Origin of the sequence: Thiomicrospira sp. S5, from assembly GCF_003991075.1 — a bacterium.
GTDB lineage: Bacteria > Pseudomonadota > Gammaproteobacteria > Thiomicrospirales > Thiomicrospiraceae > Hydrogenovibrio > Hydrogenovibrio thermophilus.
In genome coordinates this window covers 1,720,081-1,740,032 of the sequence record NZ_CP014470.1, presented here as the reverse complement: position 1 = coordinate 1,740,032, position 19,952 = coordinate 1,720,081, and the positions used below count along the sequence as shown (strand labels likewise).

Sequence of the window (19,952 nt, the reverse complement as noted above, 5' to 3'; positions counted from 1 at the left end):
AACAAAGCGGCTATTCTAGCATGAATGGCGAAAGGGGAAACCGAAAATCCCGCCAGGCCTGGTCGGGATTCGCTTAACGAATGTAGCCGATGACGGCGATGAAATGGCAGACGGAACCGGCCAGTACAAACAAGTGCCAGATGCCGTGGGCGTGGCGAAGCAGGTTCTTGTCGTCGAGAATGTAAAATATGATACCGGCCGTGTAGGCGATGCCGCCAATCGCCAGCCAGTATAGGCCGGCCGTCGGCAAAGCTTCTTTTAAGTGGCTGAAATCAAACATGACCATCCACCCCATAATCAGGTAAATGGCGAGTTGTAGCCATTCGATGCGTTCTTTGATGAACAGGTCTAGCAGGATGCCGATAATGGCCAGCGACCAGACGATAATCAAAATCCATAAACCGCTGCTGTCGATTAAGGTCACCAGCGTGAAAGGGGTGTAGGTGCCGGCAATCAGCAGGTAAATGGAAATGTGGTCCAGTTTTTGAAAAATGCGTTTCGGCAGCGGGTGCTTGAAGCTGTGATACAGCGTTGAGAAGCTGTAAAGCATGACCAGTGTGAGGCCGAATGTCAGGAAGCCGATAAACAGCAAGGCATCGTTCTGCAAAATACCCACCGCGATCAAGGCGCCCAGTCCCATCAGCGCGAAAACCGCGCCGACCAGGTGGGTGATGCTGTTGAATTTTTCGGAATAATACATGCGTTTCAGCGTACCCTAAAATTAAAAATGTTAATTCAGTGTATCAAAATACATTTCATCTCATCATGAAAAATACATGAAAGCCAGTGTACACAGGTGTCAAAAGGCCCAGGCCTGGTGAAAACTCGGTTTTCAGCGTGTCATGGCTTTTCTGAACAGGGAATGAAAGTATATCCAAGCTAAAAGACCGTTTAAGGCGGCCGGCAACAGCAAAGATAAATACCCGAACCAATGGAATGTAAAAATGCCGATCAGTCCGCCGAGGATAAAGCCCAGCAGGATGGCGAATAACAACCAGGTTCGCCAGGTGAACCGGGTGTGCGTTCGAAAGCGGTGGGCGATGGAGACTCCGATATCGGTGGTGATGCCGGTGACGTGAGTCGTACGGATTTGCAGGCCTTTATAGCTGGCGACCATGGCGTTTTGCAAGCCGCAAGCCAAGGCGCTGAACATCAGGGCCAGGATGTTGATCGAATACGCCATCAAGGCGGCGATGGTCAGGATGATGGCATTCAGAAACAGAGCGGTGCCGTAACTTTTATCTTCTTTGTATTGGCTGTGGCCGATAATGAAGCCGGACAAAAAGGCCCCGACAATGAAACTCAATAAAATGGATAAGCTGATGATGAAGGCTTCCCAATCGAGGTGAAAACCGCTGTCGCTTAAATGGGAGGCAATGCCCGTCATTTGGCTGACGGGCAGGCCGAATTCAATCAACATGATGCTGTTGATGAATCCGGCAATGGCGGCCATGCCGATGGCGATGGCAAACACCTTGGAAACACTGTAATCGTGTGTGGCGTTATTAGGCACGTAGTTCTCTTTTGGTGTGTCAGGCGTGAAAGCTAAAAAACTAAAATACGCCTTATAACCCCAGTTGTAAAGAGGGATTGAGTGGAATTTTGCTAATCCAGCATTTGATGGCCGACGTAAGAAAAAATACCAATCATAATGCCGGTGAGGAATTGGGCGTGTACCAGATAGGAAAACTGGCGCAATTGACGAGGTGAAAATTTCCAACGCAGGAAAAAGCCAAACAGGCCTTGCCAAAACAGCAGTAGCATCACAACTTGAAACAGCAGGATTTCAAAATGGAATCCAACCAGCAAAATGTGCAAGAAGGTCACCGCCAAGGTGGCGACGCCGACATAGACATGGGTGCGATTCAAGGGCACCAAAAGTTTTTGAACCAGGGACTGTGTCGGCTGGTAAAGCATGTTCGGCACCATCCGGTCGGCGACCGAGCCTTTTTCGAACAGCAGTTTCAGTAGGGTGCGGGCATAGATGAACAAGAGCAGCCAAAGTGCGACTTCTCCGAAGCCTTCACCGATTTCCGTGAGAAAGGTTTCATCTTCCCGTTGTGGTGGCAGACTGTTGCGAGCATAAAAGTAATAGGCGAGCGAAATGGCAAAAATGCTCGCCGTGTAGATGAGCAGGGTTCTAAAGGATTTCATTTTTGGATTAGCGGTTGATGTGTTGGGGGTTAACCGTATTTTTCTTTACAACGTTCAATGGCATCCCAGTAAGCTTTATTGTCTTTCGGGTTGTCTTTGGTGCTGTCCCAAAGCTGGCTGGCTTTTTCTTTACACTCGCGCAACTCGGCGTTCTCGCAGCCGTTGAGCATGACCAGGCTTGTGGTAAATAATGACGCCAGAATAAAACGTGAAACCAGGGTACGCATAATGGAAAATCCCTTTATAACGGAATGAACTTGAAAGCTTAAGTGTATCAAATCCCTCAGGCTTCACAAGTGATTTTACTTATAGTCAAACTAAATGGATGAATGCCGAAAAGGCGTCGAAATGTCAGGGCTGAAATTCGTGGGATGGGCCTTAATTAATTGATTTCGGATGTTTTATTAGAGGTCTGTCCCGGTTTTCAGTATGATAGCGGCATCTGTAAGGCACTTTCGTTTCATTAATCGAATTTATAAAGTTTATAGGAGTTGGCATGCACCGCGCGCTTCAAGAAGAAAAAGATTGGACACAACGTTATACCGATTTTCTGGAAAATCAGGCTTCCCGCGAAGCGCGCATTGTGTATCAACGTGACCGGGCGCGGGTGATTCACTCGGCCTCGTTCCGGCGCTTGCAAGCCAAAACCCAGATTTTCGGTTTGAACGAGTCCGATTTCTATCGCACGCGCTTGACTCATTCGATGGAAGTGGCGCAAATTGGCTCAGGCCTGGTGGAACAGTTGATTACGGTCGGCGATGGCAAGGATTATTTGGATTGGTTGCCATCGTTTTATCTGATTGAAGCCATTTGTTTGGCGCATGATTTGGGGCACCCGCCTTACGGTCATGGCGGTGAAGTGGCCTTGAACTATATGATGCGCATGCATGGAGGGTTTGAGGGCAATGCCCAAACCTTACGCATTCTGGCACGCCTGGGAGAATATACGCCGAAAAACGGAATCGATTTGTCACGCCGCGCCACGCTCGGCGTTCTGAAATACCCGGCGATTTATGACGAAGTGATTGCGCTGAATGAAGCCTATCAAAGCCAAATGCAGGAACCGGATGCGTTTGACTTTAGAACGCTGGACATGAGCCGTTGGTACCCGCCGAAAGCCAGTGTGTTTTTGGAAGAGAAAGCCCAGTTCGAGTGGGTACTGGATTTGTTTTCCGACTCCGATAAAGAATTGTTCACACAATTGAAGCCGAATGATAAAGGGTTCCACAAAACCCAATATAAGGCACTGGATACCACCATTATGGAGTTGGCCGATGATATCGCCTATGGCATTCACGATTTGGAAGACGCGGTGGCGATGGGGATGGTGAACCGTGAGCTTTGGGAGGCCGAAGTCATGGAGCACCCGGACTTCAAACGCTACCCATTGTGGGATGAAGTGATGACGGAGCGTCTGTTCAGTCCGCGTTCCAAAGACCGTAAGCATGCCATCAGTAAAATGGTCGGCATTATGGTGGAAAGTGTCCATATCGATGAAAACGAAGTGTTCGAACATCCGCTGTTGCGTTATCAGGCCAAGCTGGGCGAAGCGGAAATGACGGTGTTGGAATTGTTGAAAACCTTCGTGTATGTCCACGTCATCACTTTGCCGGAAGTAAAAGGCATGGAGTATAAAGGCCAGCTGATTACCTTGGATTTGTTCAAGTCCTTACGCGCCAATCCGCAGGCCTTGTTGCCGCGAAACACCTTTATGAAATACGACCGCGCCGAATCGGAACGGGATCGTCAAAGGGTGATTTCCGATTACATCGCCGGAATGACCAACACCTATGCATCGCGTATGTATGAGAAGTTTTTTACGGCCTCGCAAGGGTCGATTTTCGACCGTATCTAGAAGGGATTAGGCTAGGGTTTAATTCTAGGAATGGCTTGAAATAAATTCTTCAAGCTGTTTATATTTCAATGGTTTTGAGAAATGGTAACCTTGGAATAATTCACATCCATAATCGCATAATTGTTGTAGCTGCTCGAGGGTTTCCACGCCTTCGGCCAGAGTGCGCATGTTCAATTTCTGACCGATTTCGATAATACTTTCCACCAGGCCATGGTCGGATTGTTTGTTCAGCACGTTATCAATAAAACTCTTATCGATTTTCAATTCATCAAAGGGCAGTTTTCGCAGCAGGCTTAAGGATGAGAAGCCGGTTCCGAAGTCGTCGAGCGATAACCAGATGCCACGCCGTTGCAATCGAATCAACAAGTCATGGACGTATTCAAAATCTTCAATGAACAAGGACTCGGTCACTTCAATGGTGAGCAGGTCGGCGGGATAACCATTTTTTTCGATGGCGTCCGTCAGGTCATGATAGAACCGATGACTCATGAATTGGCGGGCCGAGACATTGAGCGAGAGGCGGAAGCGTACGTTGTGGTTTTTTTGGAATTCGGCCATACGTCGCAAAGCTGTGTCGAGAATGTAATGACCGAGTTCCGGCATATAGCCGATTTCTTCGGCAATCGGAATGAATTCGGCCGGTGATATTTCACCAAACGTGGTATTTTTCCAGCGTGCCAACGCCTCCACGCCGTGCAGTTTTTGGTTTCGGTCCAATTGGGGCTGATAGACCACGTAAATTTCGTTGTATTTGATGGCCTGACGGAGCTTGTGTTCCAGATGAACCTTGTGCAGGGTATTTTGACGCATGGTTTCGGAAAAGAATGCCACGGCATTTTTATGCTTTTTGGCATGATACATCGCCATGTCTGCCCGGCTGAGAATGGTTTTGAGGGTGTCGCCGTCTTGCGGGTATTGTGCGATGCCGATACTCATCCCAAGGTTGAAGCGCATGTCGTCAATGTGAAATGGCAGAGAAAGCGACTTAATGAAGCTGTGGGCCAGTGTTGATACGTCGTTCGATGTGGAATGCACGATGATAACGAATTCATCACCGCCGAAGCGAATTACCGAGTCTGTTTTGTGCAAGAGGGCTTTGAAACGTTTCGATACTTCGGTCAACACAGTATCGCCGGTTTCGTGTCCGAAATTGTCGTTGATGTTTTTGAAGTTATCCAGGTCGAGAAACATCAAACTGTATTCATGGTGTGGGTTTTTTTCCAGTTGGTGTTTGAGTTCGGTGTCCAGATAATAGCGGTTGGGCAAATTGGTGAGCGGATCATGCGTGGCCTGATGCAGCAGTCGGGTGCGAGTGCGTTCTTCGTAGTTGGCGATGGTTCGGAACAGCGCGAAGGTAATGATGATTGCAATCAGGAAAAAAGTGCTGTAAGTCATCATTACCCGACTGAATTCGGGCATAAGGGTTTTGATTGGTTGGAACAGGGTGACCCAAAGGTCGTAGCGTTGGTTATAGACCACGCTGCCTAACATGTTGTTGTTGAAAACTTTTGAGTCCAGATCGAACGCGAAAGGGGTTGAGTAGTGTTTCATTTCTTCCAGCGTTAAACCATAGAGTTCACGGTATTTGCGTCTTAAGTCTGTCAGTAATCTGTTTGACAGAGGGTGCATATAGAACTTGTCATAATCGCTTTTCGAAATGCCAGTCACGAGCAGGCGGTAATAGTTCAAGTCGCTGATGATATCGGCATGGCGGAACTCTTCCAGACGAAAATTGTTGAGGAAGTTGGTTTCATCCACTTTTAAAGCTGTGGTGATGACGGCGATGATTTTTCCGCTATCATCATGCAGTGCCTTGCGCATTGGTAAAATCCAAGTATTAAGTGCGGGGGTATAATAAGTGCGTCCGAGAATCATTTTTTGACTTTTTAATGCTTTTTGGAATGAGTCGTGCGTGATGTCATTTTCCAAAAGATTGGAAATGTCATGGATATTAAGGTTGGAAGTGGCGGCCATTATATCGCCTTGCGGTGAGGCTAGGATAAAGCCCGCCAAAATAGGTTTGGCCGAAAGCATTTTGTCGAACAGTTGTTGAGTTTTTGTCAGATCCTGATAGGTGTTGTTTTGAAGTAATTGTGCACCGAGCAAATCAAGCAGCAGTTCGTTTTCGACCAAGGTACTTTGCATGATGTGGTTGAGCAAACTGGTGTCCGCAGAGAGTTCGCGGGAAAGTTCGGTTTTCATGCTGTTGTATTTGGTAACCGACAAAGAGATGAAGACGGCCACACTGGCGATGAGTATCAGGTAGAAAAGCCTCCATATATTAGAGTTTAGACGCTTCATGAATACTGGAACCTTCGGTCAATGGTTTGAATCTATCTTATTGGATTTTTAGAAAAAAAGGAATCGGAAGAAGCTTGAAGGCTTATTTTGGAAGATAGTACTTCTTCGCCACGGCGGGTTTCAATGGTTTCGAAAAACGGCCACCTCCTAAAGGGTATAACGGCCTGGCCGTTTTGCCGGAGAGGCTTAGGGCGTCTTTTTGACGTTGCAGGGCCCAGTCACGGTGCTCCAAAACCAGCTCAGAATCGGTCGAAAGGGTTTCCAGCGTTTGTACAATGCGTCGGCTGAGGTCGCTATCTTCCAGGGCATTGCCCAGTGCGACGCATAGGTTGCGTTGCCATTGTTCAAAACCGATTCGGCGTATTGGCGAGCCTTCAAAATGCTTCAAGAACTCGGCTTCGTTCCAGTCGAGCAGTTCCAATAAACTGGCAGAGTCCAGCGCGTGTTTAGGCTTGAAAGCGGTTTCTTCGGTGGCTTCGGTGAATTTATTCCAAGGGCAGACCAGTTGACAGTCGTCACAGCCGTAAATACGGTTCCCCATTTTTTCACGCAACTCGGGGGCGATGACACCTTTGTATTCGATGGTTAAATAGGAAATGCAGCGGCGAGCATCCACCACGGCGTTATCGACGATGGCCTGTGTCGGGCATTCGTCGATGCAGGCGGTGCAAGGCCCGCAGCCTTGTTTGTCGAATGGCGGGTCGCTCGGCAGCGGCAGGTTGGTGTAAAGCTCGCCCAGGAAAAACCAGGAACCGGCGCGGGGATGAATAATCAGACTGTTTTTACCGATAAAGCCCAGGCCTGCTTTCTCCGCCAGCGGGCGCTCCAACACCGGGGCCGAATCGACAAAAGCCCGGTAGTGGAACGATTCGGCTTTTTCCACCAGTTCGGCTTCAATTTTTGCGGCGAGCTGCTGCAAGCGTTTGCGCATCAGCTTGTGGTAATCCTTGTGCAGCGCATAGCGGGAAACGTACGCCTGGCCGTTGGCTTGCAATTGCTCGACCGGGGAGTGGGCGTCCGGATCGAAATAATTCAAACGCACACTGATGACGCTGACCGTGCCGGGTTCGAGTTCGGCGGGGCGGGTGCGTTTGGTGCCGTGGCGCGCCATATATTCCATGTCGCCGTGGTAATGCTCGCCCAACCAATTGAAATAATCGGCTTCGTACGCAGACAGATCCGTATCGGTGATGCCGACGTCGGCAAAGCCGAGCGCCTGGCCCCAGTGTTTAATCTTCTCGGCAAGTTGGTATAATGGCGCTTCCGGCATCTTGAAGAATGGTCTCGCATCGATTGTTTAATAAAACATCCTTTCCGTTCGCCAAGGTCGGTCACAGTCAGGATTGGGGTTGCCAATGGTTCATTCAGAGACACATTCTAGCAAAAACGACGGAACTTCCGTGAAATGTGAATGGCATTTAGCGGATGAAGCTGCCACTCAGGCCTTTGCCGAAGCCTGTGCACAGCTGTGTCGTGACGAATCCGCATTTCAGCCAGGCCTGGTGGTTTATCTGCAAGGCGATTTGGGCGCCGGCAAATCGTTTTTTTCCCGAGCATTTATCCAATGTTTTCTGCCGAACCAAAAAGTGAAAAGCCCGACCTATACGCTGGTGGAAACCTATCCGACCGAACACGGCCCGATCCTGCATTTCGACCTGTATCGCTTATGCGACCCGGAAGAGCTTGAATTTTTAGCGATTCGCGACTTGATGACGCCGCCGTTTATCGCCTTGGTAGAGTGGCCGTCCAAAGGCGCCGGAATTCTGCCGGAAGCGGATTTACGCATTGAATTGGCTCCGGAAGATACCGGACGCAAAGTCTCCATAACCCCTATAAAACCGGCTTTTGAAGCGTTTGTCAGAAAACTGACGAAAAAATTGGCACGGTAATTGATTATGACTAGTCACGTGATATTTAAAATACAAAATACAGTGGGTAGTGCCATGATCAGAAAAAATAGCTCCAACATCCTGAGAAACACCATTACGGCGCTTGTTGTCGTTATGGTTATTGTTATGTCATCCACCGCTTGGGCGGCGTCCTTGACCAAAATGCGTTTGGGTCAAGGTACCGATAAAACCCGTGTGGTCTTTGAAATCAAGAAAAACCACCGTTTTGAAATCACCGAGTTGAAGAACCCGGCCCGTATTGTGGTCGATTTCTACAAAGCGGATAACCAACTGACCTTCTCGAAAATGAAATTCCTCGACGCGCGCATCAAAGGGGCGCGCGTCAAAAACCAGTCCAAGCGCACTCGTGTGGTATTGGATTTGCGCGACGACTTTGATTATCGTTATTTCACATTGGCAAAAAACAAGCGCGGTGCCGAGCGAGTGGTCATCGACGTGACTAACGTCAAACAATCGACGGTATTGGCGAAAAAAGCCAAAGCGGAATCCAAGCCGGTTAAAACCATCGCTAAAGTTGAGAAAGCCGCGCCGAAAGCCAAACCAACGCCAGTAACGAAAGTCGCTGTCAAAAAAGTGCCTGAAAAAGCGGTGAAAAAAGTCGCTCAAAAAGAAACCCCGAAAACGGTGAAAAAAGCTACGGTGAAAGTGGCCAAGGTCACGCCGGCGAAAAAAGAAATGTCTACCAATGCCCAGACGCAAAGCCTGTTGAATAAGGACAGTGACATTTTTGCGCCGCAAAATAAAGAATTAGTCGTCGCCATCGATGCCGGACACGGCGGTAAAGACACCGGTGCCATCGGTCACAACAACCTTCGCGAAAAAGACGTGGTGTTGCGATTGGCGAAAAAACTGAAAAAATACATTGATGCCAAACCTGGCATGCGTGCGGTCTTGACGCGTGAAAAGGATGTGTTCATCCCATTGCATAAACGTGTTCGCATCGCTCACCAGAAAGACGCCGACATTTTCTTGTCGCTGCACGCCGATGCTTTCCCGAATCCGAAAGCCCGTGGCGGTTCAGTTTATATTTTATCCACAACGGGTGCCAGCAGTGTGATGGCGCGTATTTTGGCGAAATCCGAAAACGCTTCCTTGCAGGATGTGAAGTTGAAAGGGCGTGACGCCGATGTGGCTTTCGTCCTGTCCGATCTGACACGTTCCGCGAACATCCGTGCCAGCCGTAAACTGGGGCAAGTGATTCTGGGTGAAATGGGGAAAAACGTCCATTTGCATAAAAAATCGGTTCAGTCCGCTAACTTCGCGGTCTTGAAATCCATCGATATGCCATCGCTGTTGATTGAAACGGCGTTCATCTCGAACCCGGGTGAAGCGAGAAAATTGAATTCGGATCGTTTCCAAACACAAATGGCGCGCTCCATCGTCAGCGGGCTGGATCGTTTTGTGAAACGCAACGCCACCAAACCTCGCTGGGGTGAGCAGCTTTACGTTCACTACCGTGTGCAGAAAGGGGATACCTTGTCTGAAATTGCCGAAAACTACAATATTTCCACTTACAAGCTGAAAAAAATCAACAACATCCAAAAAGCGGACCGCCTATACGTTGGCAAAAAACTGCGTATCCCGGTTTCCGAGGATGTGATTGCTTCCTTGTAAACACCGTATTTTAATCAACCCACATTCATTTTTTGAATATCACGTAATATCACGTTCGCCAGGCCCTTCTCAGGGAGCTTGGCATTTTTTTACCAGGCCTGGTCGTTTTTGGGCTTTGCAAACCGGCTTTTTTCGCTTTCAAAACCCCGCTGATAATCCCCGCATAAATCGCTATAATGACGAGCATAAAACCGTCCGAATCCATGAACCGGATTTAGATATCGGATATCGATTACAACGCTTTCATAAACAAACCGACTAAGAATTTTCATGCCGCAAAACAAACCGCAAGACATTGCTTTATTGCCCTCACATCTCGCCGACCAAATCGCCGCTGGGGAAGTGGTGGAAAGACCCGCTTCCGTTGTCAAGGAGCTGCTGGAAAACGCGCTCGATTCGGGCGCAACTCAAATCGATATTCAGATTGAAGAAGGGGGCGAAAAGCGCATCGTGGTGTCGGACAATGGTGCCGGCATCCGACAATCGCAATTGCAGTTGGCGGTGAGCCGCCATGCCACAAGTAAAATTCAAACCGCCAAGGATTTGACCGCTGTGGCGACACTGGGCTTTCGCGGCGAGGCTTTGGCGAGTATCGGTTCCGTGTCGCGGTTGACGTTGACCAGCCGTTTCAAGGAGGAAGAAGCCGCCTGGCAATTGCGTGGTGAGGGCGAAGGCAATTGGTCGGAACCGGTACCGGTGGCGCACCCGCAGGGCACGCAAGTGGATGTGCAGGATTTGTTCTTCAACACGCCGGCCCGTAAGAAATTCCTGCGCGCCGCGCGCACCGAGTTTATGCACATTGAACAATTGGTCAAGCGGGTGATGCTAAGCCGTCCGGACGTTACCATTAAATTGACACACAACCAGAAAGTGGTGCGCCATGTGCAGGCCGCATCGGACGAAACGGCTTTGGTCCAGCGCTTAAAACAACTGATGGGAGGCCCTTTTGTGGAACAGAGTCTGGCGCTGGAGTTTGAAGCGCAGGACATTCGTTTGTCGGGTTGGGCGGCCCAAGCCACGTTTAACCGCAGTCAAACCGACATGCAATACGTGTTCGTCAACGGCCGCATCGTGCGGGATCGTTTGCTGTCTTATGCCGTCAAGCAGGCCTATGCCGATGTGTTGTATCACGGTCGGCACCCGGCGTATGTGTTGTTTTTGGAGATTCCGCACGAACTGGTGGACGTGAATGTGCACCCGGCCAAGTATGAAGTGCGTTTTGCCAATGGTCGCTGGGTGTATGACTTTCTGCGCCGTTCGGTTCGGGAAGCCGTGACGCGCCCGGTGGGCGTGTCGGGCGGTCATGCCGAGGCGGCCGCTCCGGTCGGCAAGGTTGGGATAGCATCGGGTCGTTTTGAAGCGACAACGCCAAACGAATCGGCTTATCAGGCGGCGATGCAATTTCAAACCCGTGACACGTCAAACGAGAATGTTTACGGGGTGAACGAGCCGGTGCCGGCCTATGCCATGGAACCGGGCGAGCAATTGATTCGTCAATTTCAAGCGGCGCAAGCCGAGTCGAGTGCGCAAATCGACTCGGCTCGATCGGCGACCCAGCAGCAGCACCCGTTGGGGTATGCCAAGGCGCAAATTCATGGCGTGTTCATTTTGGCGGAAAACGAACAAGGTTTGGTGTTGGTAGACATGCACGCCGCGCATGAGCGCATAGTGTACGAGCGCATGAAGCAGCAATGGACACAGGACCGATTGGTGTCACAACCCTTGCTGGTGCCCATCGTGGTGAGCTTGGAAACCTCGCAAATCGCCATCTGGGACGAGTACCGTGATGAATTGGACAAACTCGGTTTCGAGGCCGAGCCGTTTGGACCGGAACAATTGAAATTGACCCGTGTGCCGACGTTATTGGCGAAATCGGATGTGGCCCATTTGGTCAACGACATGATTGCCGACTTGGCGGTGGCGGGTGAAACCCGGCTGGTGGAAGAAAAAATCAATCAGATTCTCAGCACCATGGCGTGTCACGGTTCGGTGCGCGCCAACCGTCATTTGACGGTGGATGAAATGAATGCCTTGTTGCGCGATATGGAAGCCACGGAGAGTTCCGCGCAGTGTAACCACGGCCGACCGACCTGGGTGCAGTTGTCGATGGAACAACTCGATGCTTTGTTTATGAGGGGACAGTAGGGTGAGTGACATGATGTCGATGGTGCCGGCCTTGAATGTCGAGCGATTAATCGAGCAAAAATGCTGTTTGGCGATTATGGGGCCGACGGCGTCCGGCAAAAGCCGTTTGTCGATGGCCTTGGCCGAGCGTTTGCCGGTGGAAATAATCAGTGTGGATTCCGCATTGATTTACCGTGGCATGGACATCGGTACGGCCAAACCGTCCGCCGAGGAGTTGGCCAAAGTGCCGCATCACCTGATCGATATTCTCGACCCCAGTGAAAGTTATTCCGCCGCCGACTTTGTGGAAGATGTGCATCGCTTGGTGGCGGAAATTTTTGAACGGGGGCGGTTGCCGATGTTGGTGGGCGGTACCATGATGTATTTCAACGCGCTGCAAAAAGGCATGGCGCAACTGCCTTCGGCCGATGAAGCCCTGCGTGCTGAAATTCACCAGGCCTGGCTGGAAGATGCACAAGCCGTGCACGACCGCTTGAAAGCGGTGGACCCGGAAGCGGCCGAGCGCATTCATCCGAATGATCCGCAGCGGCTGGTGCGTGCGCTGGAAGTCTATGAAATGACTGGGCGGCCATTGACCGAATTGCAAAAGGAAGGACAAGGGGCGGGTTTGACGGCTTTCAAGTTGGTCAAGGTGGCTTTGTTGCCGGAAGACCGGGGGCAGTTGCATCAGCAGATTGAGGAACGGTTTCATGCCATGCTGAACGATGGTTTCTTGAAGGAAGCCGAAACCGTTTTTTCGCAACCCGGTTTACACGGTGATCTGCCGGCGATACGCAGTGTCGGTTATCGCCAGGCCTGGTTGTTTTTCGAACAAACCTACGATTATGAAACTTTTGTGGAAAAGAGCATTGTCGCCACTCGACAGCTCGCCAAACGGCAGATTACCTGGCTGCGCAAAGAGACGGATTTACACGTCATTGACCCTTACCACACAAATCTTGACAAAAGTGTGGAGGAGGTTTTAGAGTACTTGGCTAGATGTGATAAAAATGCTTAAATTGAAAAGTGTTTATGTTATTATCTGATTCTTTCAGGGGCGGTAACGAATACACAAGGGCGTTATCATTTTAGGCCGCTGAAGAGCGAATCCGGCGAATGATTCGTAACACTATAAGAACATAGCTTCATACAAAAATAGGAAATAATCATGGAGACAAAAAAAGTGGCTAAGGCTTTACCAATACAAGATCCATACTTAAACGCGCTGAGAAAAGAAAAAATCAATGTGGCGATTTATCTTGTAAACGGTGTGAAGCTGCAAGGCCGTGTCGATTCTTTCGATCAATTTGTTGTGCTGTTGCGCAGCAATGTGACGCAAATGGTTTATAAGCACGCGATTTCGACTATCGTGCCGGCGAGAGACCCTAAGGCTTATGAATTTGATACGTCGGACGCTTCCGAAGCGAAGCCGGCCGAGTAAGATCGAACAAGGCTCCATTGCGGAGCCTGTCCAATATTGTCGTGAAAAACCGGATGCCGTTCGGATAGTCAGGTTTTTCACGGATACACTTCGAACCTTTTTTGATCATCACCTCTACACACCTCAAGCGTGCTTGAAAGCAGTCTGTTAACGCATGGAATTATTTGGAAAACTCGAACAGAAAGTACTGGAAAAAGCGATACTGGTACATGTGGATTTTTATCATGAATCCGATCGTGAAGTGCTGGAAGAGTTTTATGAACTGGTGGATTCCGCCGGTGCCGAAGTCAAGGAATTGATTACCACCAAGCGCCAGTCGCCCGACCCGAAATTTTTTATCGGCAAAGGCAAAGCCGAGGAAATTAAGCTCGCGGTGGAAATGCACGAAGCGGATGTGGTGATTGTCAATCATGCGTTGAGCCCGGCTCAGGAACGCAATTTAAGCCAATTTCTTGATTGTCAGGTATTGGACCGGGTCGGTTTGATTCTGGATATTTTCGCGCAACGCGCCCGGTCGCATGAAGGGAAGTTGCAGGTTGAATTGGCACAACTCAAACGTATGTCGACCCGGTTGGTCAAAGGCTGGAGTCACTTGGACCGTCAAGGCGGTATTGGCGCGCGCGGTCCGGGGGAAACCCAGTTGGAAACCGACCGGCGTTTGGTGCAAGGCAAAATCAAACAGCTCGAAGCCCGGATTGAAAAGGTGCGTCAGCAGCGAAATCTGGGGCGCCGTTCGCGTCAGAAATCGGATTTACCGACTGTGACCATTATCGGCTACACCAATGCCGGAAAATCGACCTTGTTCAACCAGATGACGCAAGCCGGTGTGTATGCCGAAGACCGTTTGTTTGCAACATTGGATTCCACTCTGCGTAAGGTGCACCTGCCGGGTGCCGGTCCGGTTATTTTTGCGGACACGGTCGGGTTCATCCGGCACATTCCGCATGACTTGGTGGCAGCGTTTCGCTCCACCTTGGAAGAAACCAGCGAAGCCGATTTGCTGATTCACTTGGTGGATGCCGCCGATCCGCACCGCGCCGAAAAAATGGCGGATGTGGCCGAGGTCATTAAAGAAGTCGGTGCTGAAGAAGTGCCGCAGTTACTGGTGTTCAATAAAATCGATCGCTTGGAACCGGTGGTGGCGCCGCATGTCGATCTCAACGACGAAGGCTTGCCGGAGCGGGTTTGGATTTCCGCCCGGGAGAAATCCGGTATCGAGTTGATGATGGACGCCGTCGCGGCTTATTTCCGCGGGCGATTTCTGACGGTTCGCCTGGTGTTGGATGTCAAGGCGGGCAAACGCCGTTCCGAGCTGTATACCTTGGGCACCATTTTGGAAGAAGGGTTCGATGAGGCCGGTAACAGCGTCTTCAAGATGTCCTTGACCGAGATGGAGTCCGAGCAGATTCAAAAGTGGGATGAAATCCTCGAATATCAAGTGATATCGTCGAAAAACTGACGGCTTTGTCCGCTTTTCAATGCATGGATTCAAAAACCATGTCCAATTAAATAAATTAATCCCGAAGCCAAGGGGATTAATTGATGACATTTCGTTCGATAAAATTTAAAATGACGCACTGATTTTCAATTTTCTGGAGAAAATAATGGCGTGGAATGAGCCGGGAAAACCTGGACAAGACCCATGGGGCAACTCGGGGAACAACAACCGTCCTAATAATTCAAGAAAACCGAATGGATCGAACCAGGATCCGGACTTGAAGGAAGCCTTAAAAAAAGCCCAGGAATTTTTAGGCGGCACGGGCGATAAGTTCGGTGGCGCCAAAGGAACCGGTTTGATTGTCATCGTATTGATTGCGCTTTGGTTATTGAGCGGCATCTATACGGTCGACTCTCCTGAAAGAGGGGTGGTCAAACGTTTTGGGGCCTACACTCATGAAACCACGGCCGGTCTGCACTGGCACTTGCCTTGGCCGATCGAAACCGTCACCTTGGTGAATGTGGATCGTATTCGTACGGCTGAAATCGGTTACCGTTCCGACAGCCGCAACCGCAACGGCAGTGTGCCATCCGAAGCCTTGATGCTGACCAAAGACGAGAACATCGTCGACATTCGTATCGCCGTTCAGTACAAAGTCAGTGACGCGAAAAAATATCTGTTCGACGTCGCCGCACCGGATATCACCATGCGTGATTTGACCGAAAGTGCGCTGAGAGAAATTGTCGGCCGAAATACCATGGACTTCGTATTGACCGAAGGGCGGGATGAAGTGGTGTCCAAAGTCCGCGCGTTAACGCAGGAAAATTTGGATGCCTACAACACTGGCTTAGTGATTACCTCCTTGAACTTGCAGGATGCCCAGCCACCTGAACAGGTTCAGTCCGCGTTCGCGGATGTGGTCAAGGCGCGAGAAGACAGAGAGCGTTTGATCAACGAAGCGGAAGCTTATTCAAATGACATTTTGCCGAAAGCGCGTGGTCAAGCCGCTCGTCAAATCGAAGAAGCCCGTGCTTATCATGATGAAGTCATCGCACGTGCTACTGGTCAGGCCAGCCGTTTCGAAAGCATTATGGCGGAATACAAAAAAGCGCCGCGCGTGACGCGTGAGCGTTTGTATCTGGATGCCATCACTAACGTGTTCAGTTCGACTTCGAAAGTCTTCGTCGCGGCCGACAGTGGCACCAATTTATTGTACTTACCGTTGGATAAGATGATGTCCGGCCAAGGCAATAATGTACCGTTCAAAGTACCGGACGATGTGTCGTCTCAATCGGGCACTGGTTCGTCCAGTAGCAGCAACAGCGGTTCGGCTTCTAACCGGAACCCGTCGCAAAACAACATTCGTGACTACTTGAGAACAAGGGAGCTTCGCTAAGATGAAATCCGTTATTACTATTTTTATCGCGGCTGTCCTGTTTATTGGCAGTAATGCCTTGTTTACCGTCCAGCAAGGTCAAACCGCACTGGTTTTCCGTTTCGGTGAAATCGTCGATGATAACTTGAAGCCTGGGTTGCATTTCAAAACACCTTTCGTCAACAACGTGCGTTTGTTTGACGCCCGTTTGCAGACATTGGATGCTGAGCCGGAGCGTTACTTGACGAGTGAAAAGAAAAACCTATTGGTGGATTCGTTTGTTGAGTGGCGTATCAGTGATGCCAAGAAGTTCTATACTGCCATGAACGGTGATATCCGTTTGGCGAATTTGCGTTTGGCGCAAATCATCAAAGATGGCTTGCGTGCCGAATTCGGGAGCCGTACCGTTCAGGAAGTGATTTCTCAGGACCGTCGCGTGATTGTGAAAGAAATCCAAGCGAACACCGGTGAATCGGTCAGTAACTTTGGTATCGACATTGTTGACGTTAAGATCAAACGGGTCGACTTGCCGCAAGACGTCAGTGATTCGGTGTATCAACGTATGGAAGCCGAACGTAACCGTGTGGCGAAAGACTTGCGTTCGCAAGGTTCTGAAGCGGCCGAGCGTATTCGAGCCGATGCCGATCGTCAAAGAACGATTATTTTGGCGGATGCTTACCGTGATGCTGAAAAAGTGCGCGGTGAAGGGGATGGAACTGCCGCCGATATTTATGCGAAAGCTTATTCCAAGGATCCGGATTTCTACGCATTCTATCAAAGCCTGAATGCCTATCAGCAGTCCTTCAACAACAAGATGGACATGATGGTGGTGGATCCGAAATCCGATTTCTTCAAATTCTTCAACCAGCAGAAATAATCGAATGGTTGAACCCAAAACAATTTGATGTGACATAAAGGTGGTTCAGACCACCTTTTTTATGCCTTCTCGACAGTCGGTTTCGGGAAGATGGGAGCGGTTTCATGTTTGAGGCACTGCTCAGCGCGATAGCGCTGGTATTCGTCATTGAAGGGCTATTACCGTTTGTGTTTCCCCGTGTTTGGCGAAGCACGATGGCGGAGTTGATACAGCTGGATGACAAGAAGCTAAGGTGGATGGGCTTGATCAGCATTTCCATCGGCATGATTTTATTATTTATTTTTACGTAAGAAGACTGTGATGCAACAAAATATTTGGTTTACGCCGGATGGGCTCGAAGATTTATTGCCGGACGAGGCAAAAAAGCTCGAGTACTATCGCCGTCAATTATTGGATGGTTTCGAACTGTCCGGATACGATTTGGTACTGCCGCCGATTGCGGAATTTACGGATTCGCTGTTGACCGGGAAAGGTCGACACCTGGCTGTGGACACCTGCCGTTTTACCGATCAGGAAAGCGGTAAGATGATGGGGGTTCGTGCCGATATGACGCCGCAAGTCGCCCGTATCGCCACGAATCGTATCAAGCAAAAAGGCATTCAACGTCTGTGTTACGTTGGGGAAGTTCTGAAAACCCGAAATAACCGAGCAAAAGGTTCCCGTAGCCCGATTGAAGTCGGTGCGGAATTGTTCGGTCACTCCGGTGTGGAAAGCGATATCGAGGTCATCGAGTTGATGGTGTCGTCGTTAAACGGTATTGGTTTGAACGATTTGACCCTCAGTCTGGGACACGTTTCGGTGGTGGATACCCTGATGAATCAAGTCGGGTTGAGTGCAAGCCAACAGGAAACCATGGTGGATATTCTGTTGCGTAAGTCAATTCCGGAATACGACGATTTTGTTGCCTCTTTTTCCTTGTCGCCGGCTTTGACGGATGCCTTCAAAGCATTGTTGTCCATGTGCGGCAGTGCCGAGGATGTGATGGCGAAAATGGATGTGTTGGCCGATGTGTCGGAGGATATGGCCGCCCATTTAACCCACTTCAAAGCCGTTTTGGCACATTTCACCGCGTTTGGTAATTTGACCATTCATGTCGATTTGGCCGATATCCGGGGTTATCAATATCACACCGGGATGATTTTCAGTTGTTATGCGGCTGGTCGCAAGATGTATCAATTAGCTCGTGGTGGCCGTTACGACGGTATTGGTTCTGAATTCGGTGTCGATAAACCGGCGACCGGTTTCAGCCTGGATCTGCGTGGCGTGTTGGATCTGTTGGATCAACCGATGTCGATGAAAAAGGATGTCGTCTATGCCCCAAACGCATACGATGCCGACCTATTGGCTGAAATCGACGGTTTGAAAGCGAAGCACACCATCGTTAAACGTTTTTATGATTTTTCAGAATTGCCGAGTGGCGCTTCTTATTTGGCGCAAACGTCTGGCACCTGGACAATCTCCGTTAAGTAATCCTGCCAGGGCAGGTGACCGTAATTCATTCGTTATAAAGAGAAAAAAATGGCTAAAAAAAATATTGTCGTCGTAGGAACTCAGTGGGGCGATGAAGGAAAAGGCAAGATTGTTGACCTCTTGACAGACCGCGTTGCGGCTGTTGTACGCTTTCAAGGCGGTCACAATGCCGGGCACACGCTGGTCATCGATGGCCAGAAAACCGTACTGCATTTGATTCCATCCGGCATTTTGAGAGAAGAGGTGGAATGCTTTATCGGAAATGGTGTGGTACTGGCTCCGGAAGCCTTGGAAAAGGAAGTTACGCAACTGGAAGCGACCGGCTTACGAGTTAAAAGCCGTCTGAAAATCAGTGATGCTTGCCCTTTGATTCTGGATTACCACGTCGCACTCGATCAAGCCAGAGAACTGGCGCGCGGCAATAAGGCAATTGGTACCACCGGCCGTGGAATCGGGCCAGCGTATGAAGATAAAGTCGCCCGTCGCGGCCTGCGTGCGGGTGATTTGCGTGATATGGCCCAGTTCAAGCAAAAGCTGGAAGGCACTTTGGCTTACCACAACTACATGCTGGAAAATTACTATCAGGTAGAACCGGTTTCGTTCGACGCTTTGTGGGATAAATGTCAGGCGTATGCCGATTTGATTGTTCCGATGTTGGCGGATATTCCGAACCTGATCGATCAGTACAACCGTGCCGGTAAAAACCTGATGTTTGAAGGGGCGCAGGGGACGTTGTTGGACATTGATCAGGGCACCTATCCGTATGTGACATCTTCCAACACTACGGCGGGCGGCGCGGCTTCCGGTAGCGGTATCGGGCCTTGCCAACTGGATTATGTGCTGGGGATCACCAAGGCTTATGCCACGCGTGTTGGCGGTGGGCCTTTCCCGACCGAATTGACTTACGATTGTGCGACGGATGAAGGTGACCCGGTCGGTAAAGAACTGGGGACTCGTGGACGTGAATTTGGCGCGACCACCGGACGTCAACGTCGTTGTGGTTGGTTCGATGCGGTGGCCTTGCGTCGTTCCGCTCAAATCAACGGCTTGACCGGCGTGTGCTTGACGAAACTGGATGTGTTGGACGAGTTGGACGAAATCAAGGTCTGTACGAAATACATCAAAGACGGCGAAGACATTTTCTTGCCACCGTCCAGCGCGGATGAGTACGAATTGGTGAAGCCGCATTATGAAACGTTAAAAGGCTGGAATACCTCAACCGTTGGGATTGCGAGCTGGGAGGCCTTGCCGGAAGAAGCCAAGGTTTATATCCGTTTTCTGGAAAAAGAAATGGGTGTGCCGGTGTCGATTTTATCGACCGGGCCGGATCGTAGTGAAACCCTGGTGTTGCAAGACCCATTCGCAGAGGAATAAGTATCCTGCTTTGATTGAC

At 49.9% G+C, this 19,952-nt stretch carries 18 protein-coding genes; 12 read left to right on the top strand and 6 right to left on the bottom strand.

From position 1 onward, the window contains the following. Positions 1-73: 73 nt before the first annotated feature. From trhA to AYJ59_RS07945, 4 genes are all read right to left on the bottom strand, one after another. Entirely contained in the window at positions 74-700 is a 627-nt protein-coding gene (gene trhA, locus AYJ59_RS07960) for a PAQR family membrane homeostasis protein TrhA (protein WP_029937924.1), read from the bottom strand. Between the two features lie 132 nt (positions 701-832). Then, positions 833-1,513, bottom strand: a complete 681-nt coding sequence (locus AYJ59_RS07955; protein WP_237260300.1) for a YoaK family protein — start codon at positions 1,511-1,513, stop codon at positions 833-835. 92 nt (positions 1,514-1,605) lie between these two features. Then, on the bottom strand, positions 1,606-2,154 hold the full coding sequence (locus tag AYJ59_RS07950) for a hypothetical protein (protein ID WP_029937926.1): 549 nt from the start codon (positions 2,152-2,154) through the stop codon (positions 1,606-1,608). Between the two features lie 29 nt (positions 2,155-2,183). Continuing rightward, positions 2,184-2,381 (bottom strand): hypothetical protein, encoded by a 198-nt coding sequence (locus AYJ59_RS07945; protein ID WP_029937927.1) that lies wholly within the window; start codon positions 2,379-2,381, stop codon positions 2,184-2,186. A 269-nt stretch (positions 2,382-2,650) separates the two neighbouring features. Between AYJ59_RS07945 and AYJ59_RS07940 the strand changes: the two genes are divergently transcribed. After that, entirely contained in the window at positions 2,651-4,009 is a 1,359-nt protein-coding gene (locus AYJ59_RS07940; RefSeq protein WP_127119793.1) for an anti-phage deoxyguanosine triphosphatase, read from the top strand. A gap of 24 nt (positions 4,010-4,033) precedes the next feature. Here AYJ59_RS07940 and AYJ59_RS07935 read toward each other — a convergent pair whose 3' ends face one another. Both AYJ59_RS07935 and queG read right to left on the bottom strand, forming a co-directional pair. Further along, positions 4,034-6,310, bottom strand: a complete 2,277-nt coding sequence (locus AYJ59_RS07935) for a bifunctional diguanylate cyclase/phosphodiesterase (protein ID WP_127119792.1) — start codon at positions 6,308-6,310, stop codon at positions 4,034-4,036. A gap of 82 nt (positions 6,311-6,392) precedes the next feature. Continuing rightward, on the bottom strand, positions 6,393-7,580 hold the full coding sequence (gene queG / locus AYJ59_RS07930) for a tRNA epoxyqueuosine(34) reductase QueG (RefSeq protein ID WP_127119791.1): 1,188 nt from the start codon (positions 7,578-7,580) through the stop codon (positions 6,393-6,395). A gap of 130 nt (positions 7,581-7,710) precedes the next feature. Between queG and tsaE the strand changes: the two genes are divergently transcribed. The 11 genes from tsaE to AYJ59_RS07875 all read left to right on the top strand — a co-directional run bounded on the left by tsaE (position 7,711) and on the right by AYJ59_RS07875 (position 19,933). Further along, positions 7,711-8,199: a tRNA (adenosine(37)-N6)-threonylcarbamoyltransferase complex ATPase subunit type 1 TsaE gene (gene tsaE / locus AYJ59_RS07925; protein ID WP_237260299.1), complete on the top strand. Its 489-nt coding sequence runs from the start codon at positions 7,711-7,713 to the stop codon at positions 8,197-8,199. Positions 8,200-8,325: 126 nt separating this feature from the next. Next, the gene (locus AYJ59_RS07920; RefSeq protein ID WP_237260298.1) at positions 8,326-9,834 is read left to right on the top strand and encodes an N-acetylmuramoyl-L-alanine amidase; all 1,509 of its coding nucleotides are present in this window, start codon (positions 8,326-8,328) and stop codon (positions 9,832-9,834) included. Positions 9,835-10,104: 270 nt separating this feature from the next. Beyond that, on the top strand, positions 10,105-11,979 hold the full coding sequence (mutL, locus tag AYJ59_RS07915) for a DNA mismatch repair endonuclease MutL (RefSeq protein ID WP_127119788.1): 1,875 nt from the start codon (positions 10,105-10,107) through the stop codon (positions 11,977-11,979). 13 nt (positions 11,980-11,992) lie between these two features. After that, positions 11,993-12,976: a tRNA (adenosine(37)-N6)-dimethylallyltransferase MiaA gene (miaA, locus tag AYJ59_RS07910; RefSeq protein ID WP_443080232.1), complete on the top strand. Its 984-nt coding sequence runs from the start codon at positions 11,993-11,995 to the stop codon at positions 12,974-12,976. A 150-nt stretch (positions 12,977-13,126) separates the two neighbouring features. Then, a complete protein-coding gene (hfq, locus tag AYJ59_RS07905) occupies positions 13,127-13,399 on the top strand; it encodes an RNA chaperone Hfq (protein ID WP_029937936.1) in 273 nt (90 codons plus the stop codon). A 154-nt stretch (positions 13,400-13,553) separates the two neighbouring features. Continuing rightward, positions 13,554-14,858 (top strand): ribosome rescue GTPase HflX, encoded by a 1,305-nt coding sequence (gene hflX, locus AYJ59_RS07900; protein WP_127119787.1) that lies wholly within the window; start codon positions 13,554-13,556, stop codon positions 14,856-14,858. A gap of 145 nt (positions 14,859-15,003) precedes the next feature. Continuing rightward, positions 15,004-16,233, top strand: a complete 1,230-nt coding sequence (gene hflK / locus AYJ59_RS07895; protein WP_029937938.1) for an FtsH protease activity modulator HflK — start codon at positions 15,004-15,006, stop codon at positions 16,231-16,233. Position 16,234: 1 nt separating this feature from the next. Further along, positions 16,235-17,089, top strand: a complete 855-nt coding sequence (gene hflC, locus AYJ59_RS07890; protein ID WP_029937939.1) for a protease modulator HflC — start codon at positions 16,235-16,237, stop codon at positions 17,087-17,089. A gap of 104 nt (positions 17,090-17,193) precedes the next feature. Continuing rightward, positions 17,194-17,379 carry a DUF2065 domain-containing protein gene (locus AYJ59_RS07885; RefSeq protein ID WP_029937940.1) on the top strand — a complete coding sequence of 62 codons (186 nt, stop codon included), beginning with the start codon at positions 17,194-17,196 and terminating at the stop codon, positions 17,377-17,379. Positions 17,380-17,389: 10 nt separating this feature from the next. Next, positions 17,390-18,559 carry an ATP phosphoribosyltransferase regulatory subunit gene (locus AYJ59_RS07880; RefSeq protein WP_127119786.1) on the top strand — a complete coding sequence of 390 codons (1,170 nt, stop codon included), beginning with the start codon at positions 17,390-17,392 and terminating at the stop codon, positions 18,557-18,559. A gap of 48 nt (positions 18,560-18,607) precedes the next feature. Next, entirely contained in the window at positions 18,608-19,933 is a 1,326-nt protein-coding gene (locus tag AYJ59_RS07875; protein ID WP_127119785.1) for an adenylosuccinate synthase, read from the top strand. Positions 19,934-19,952 lie beyond the last annotated feature (19 nt).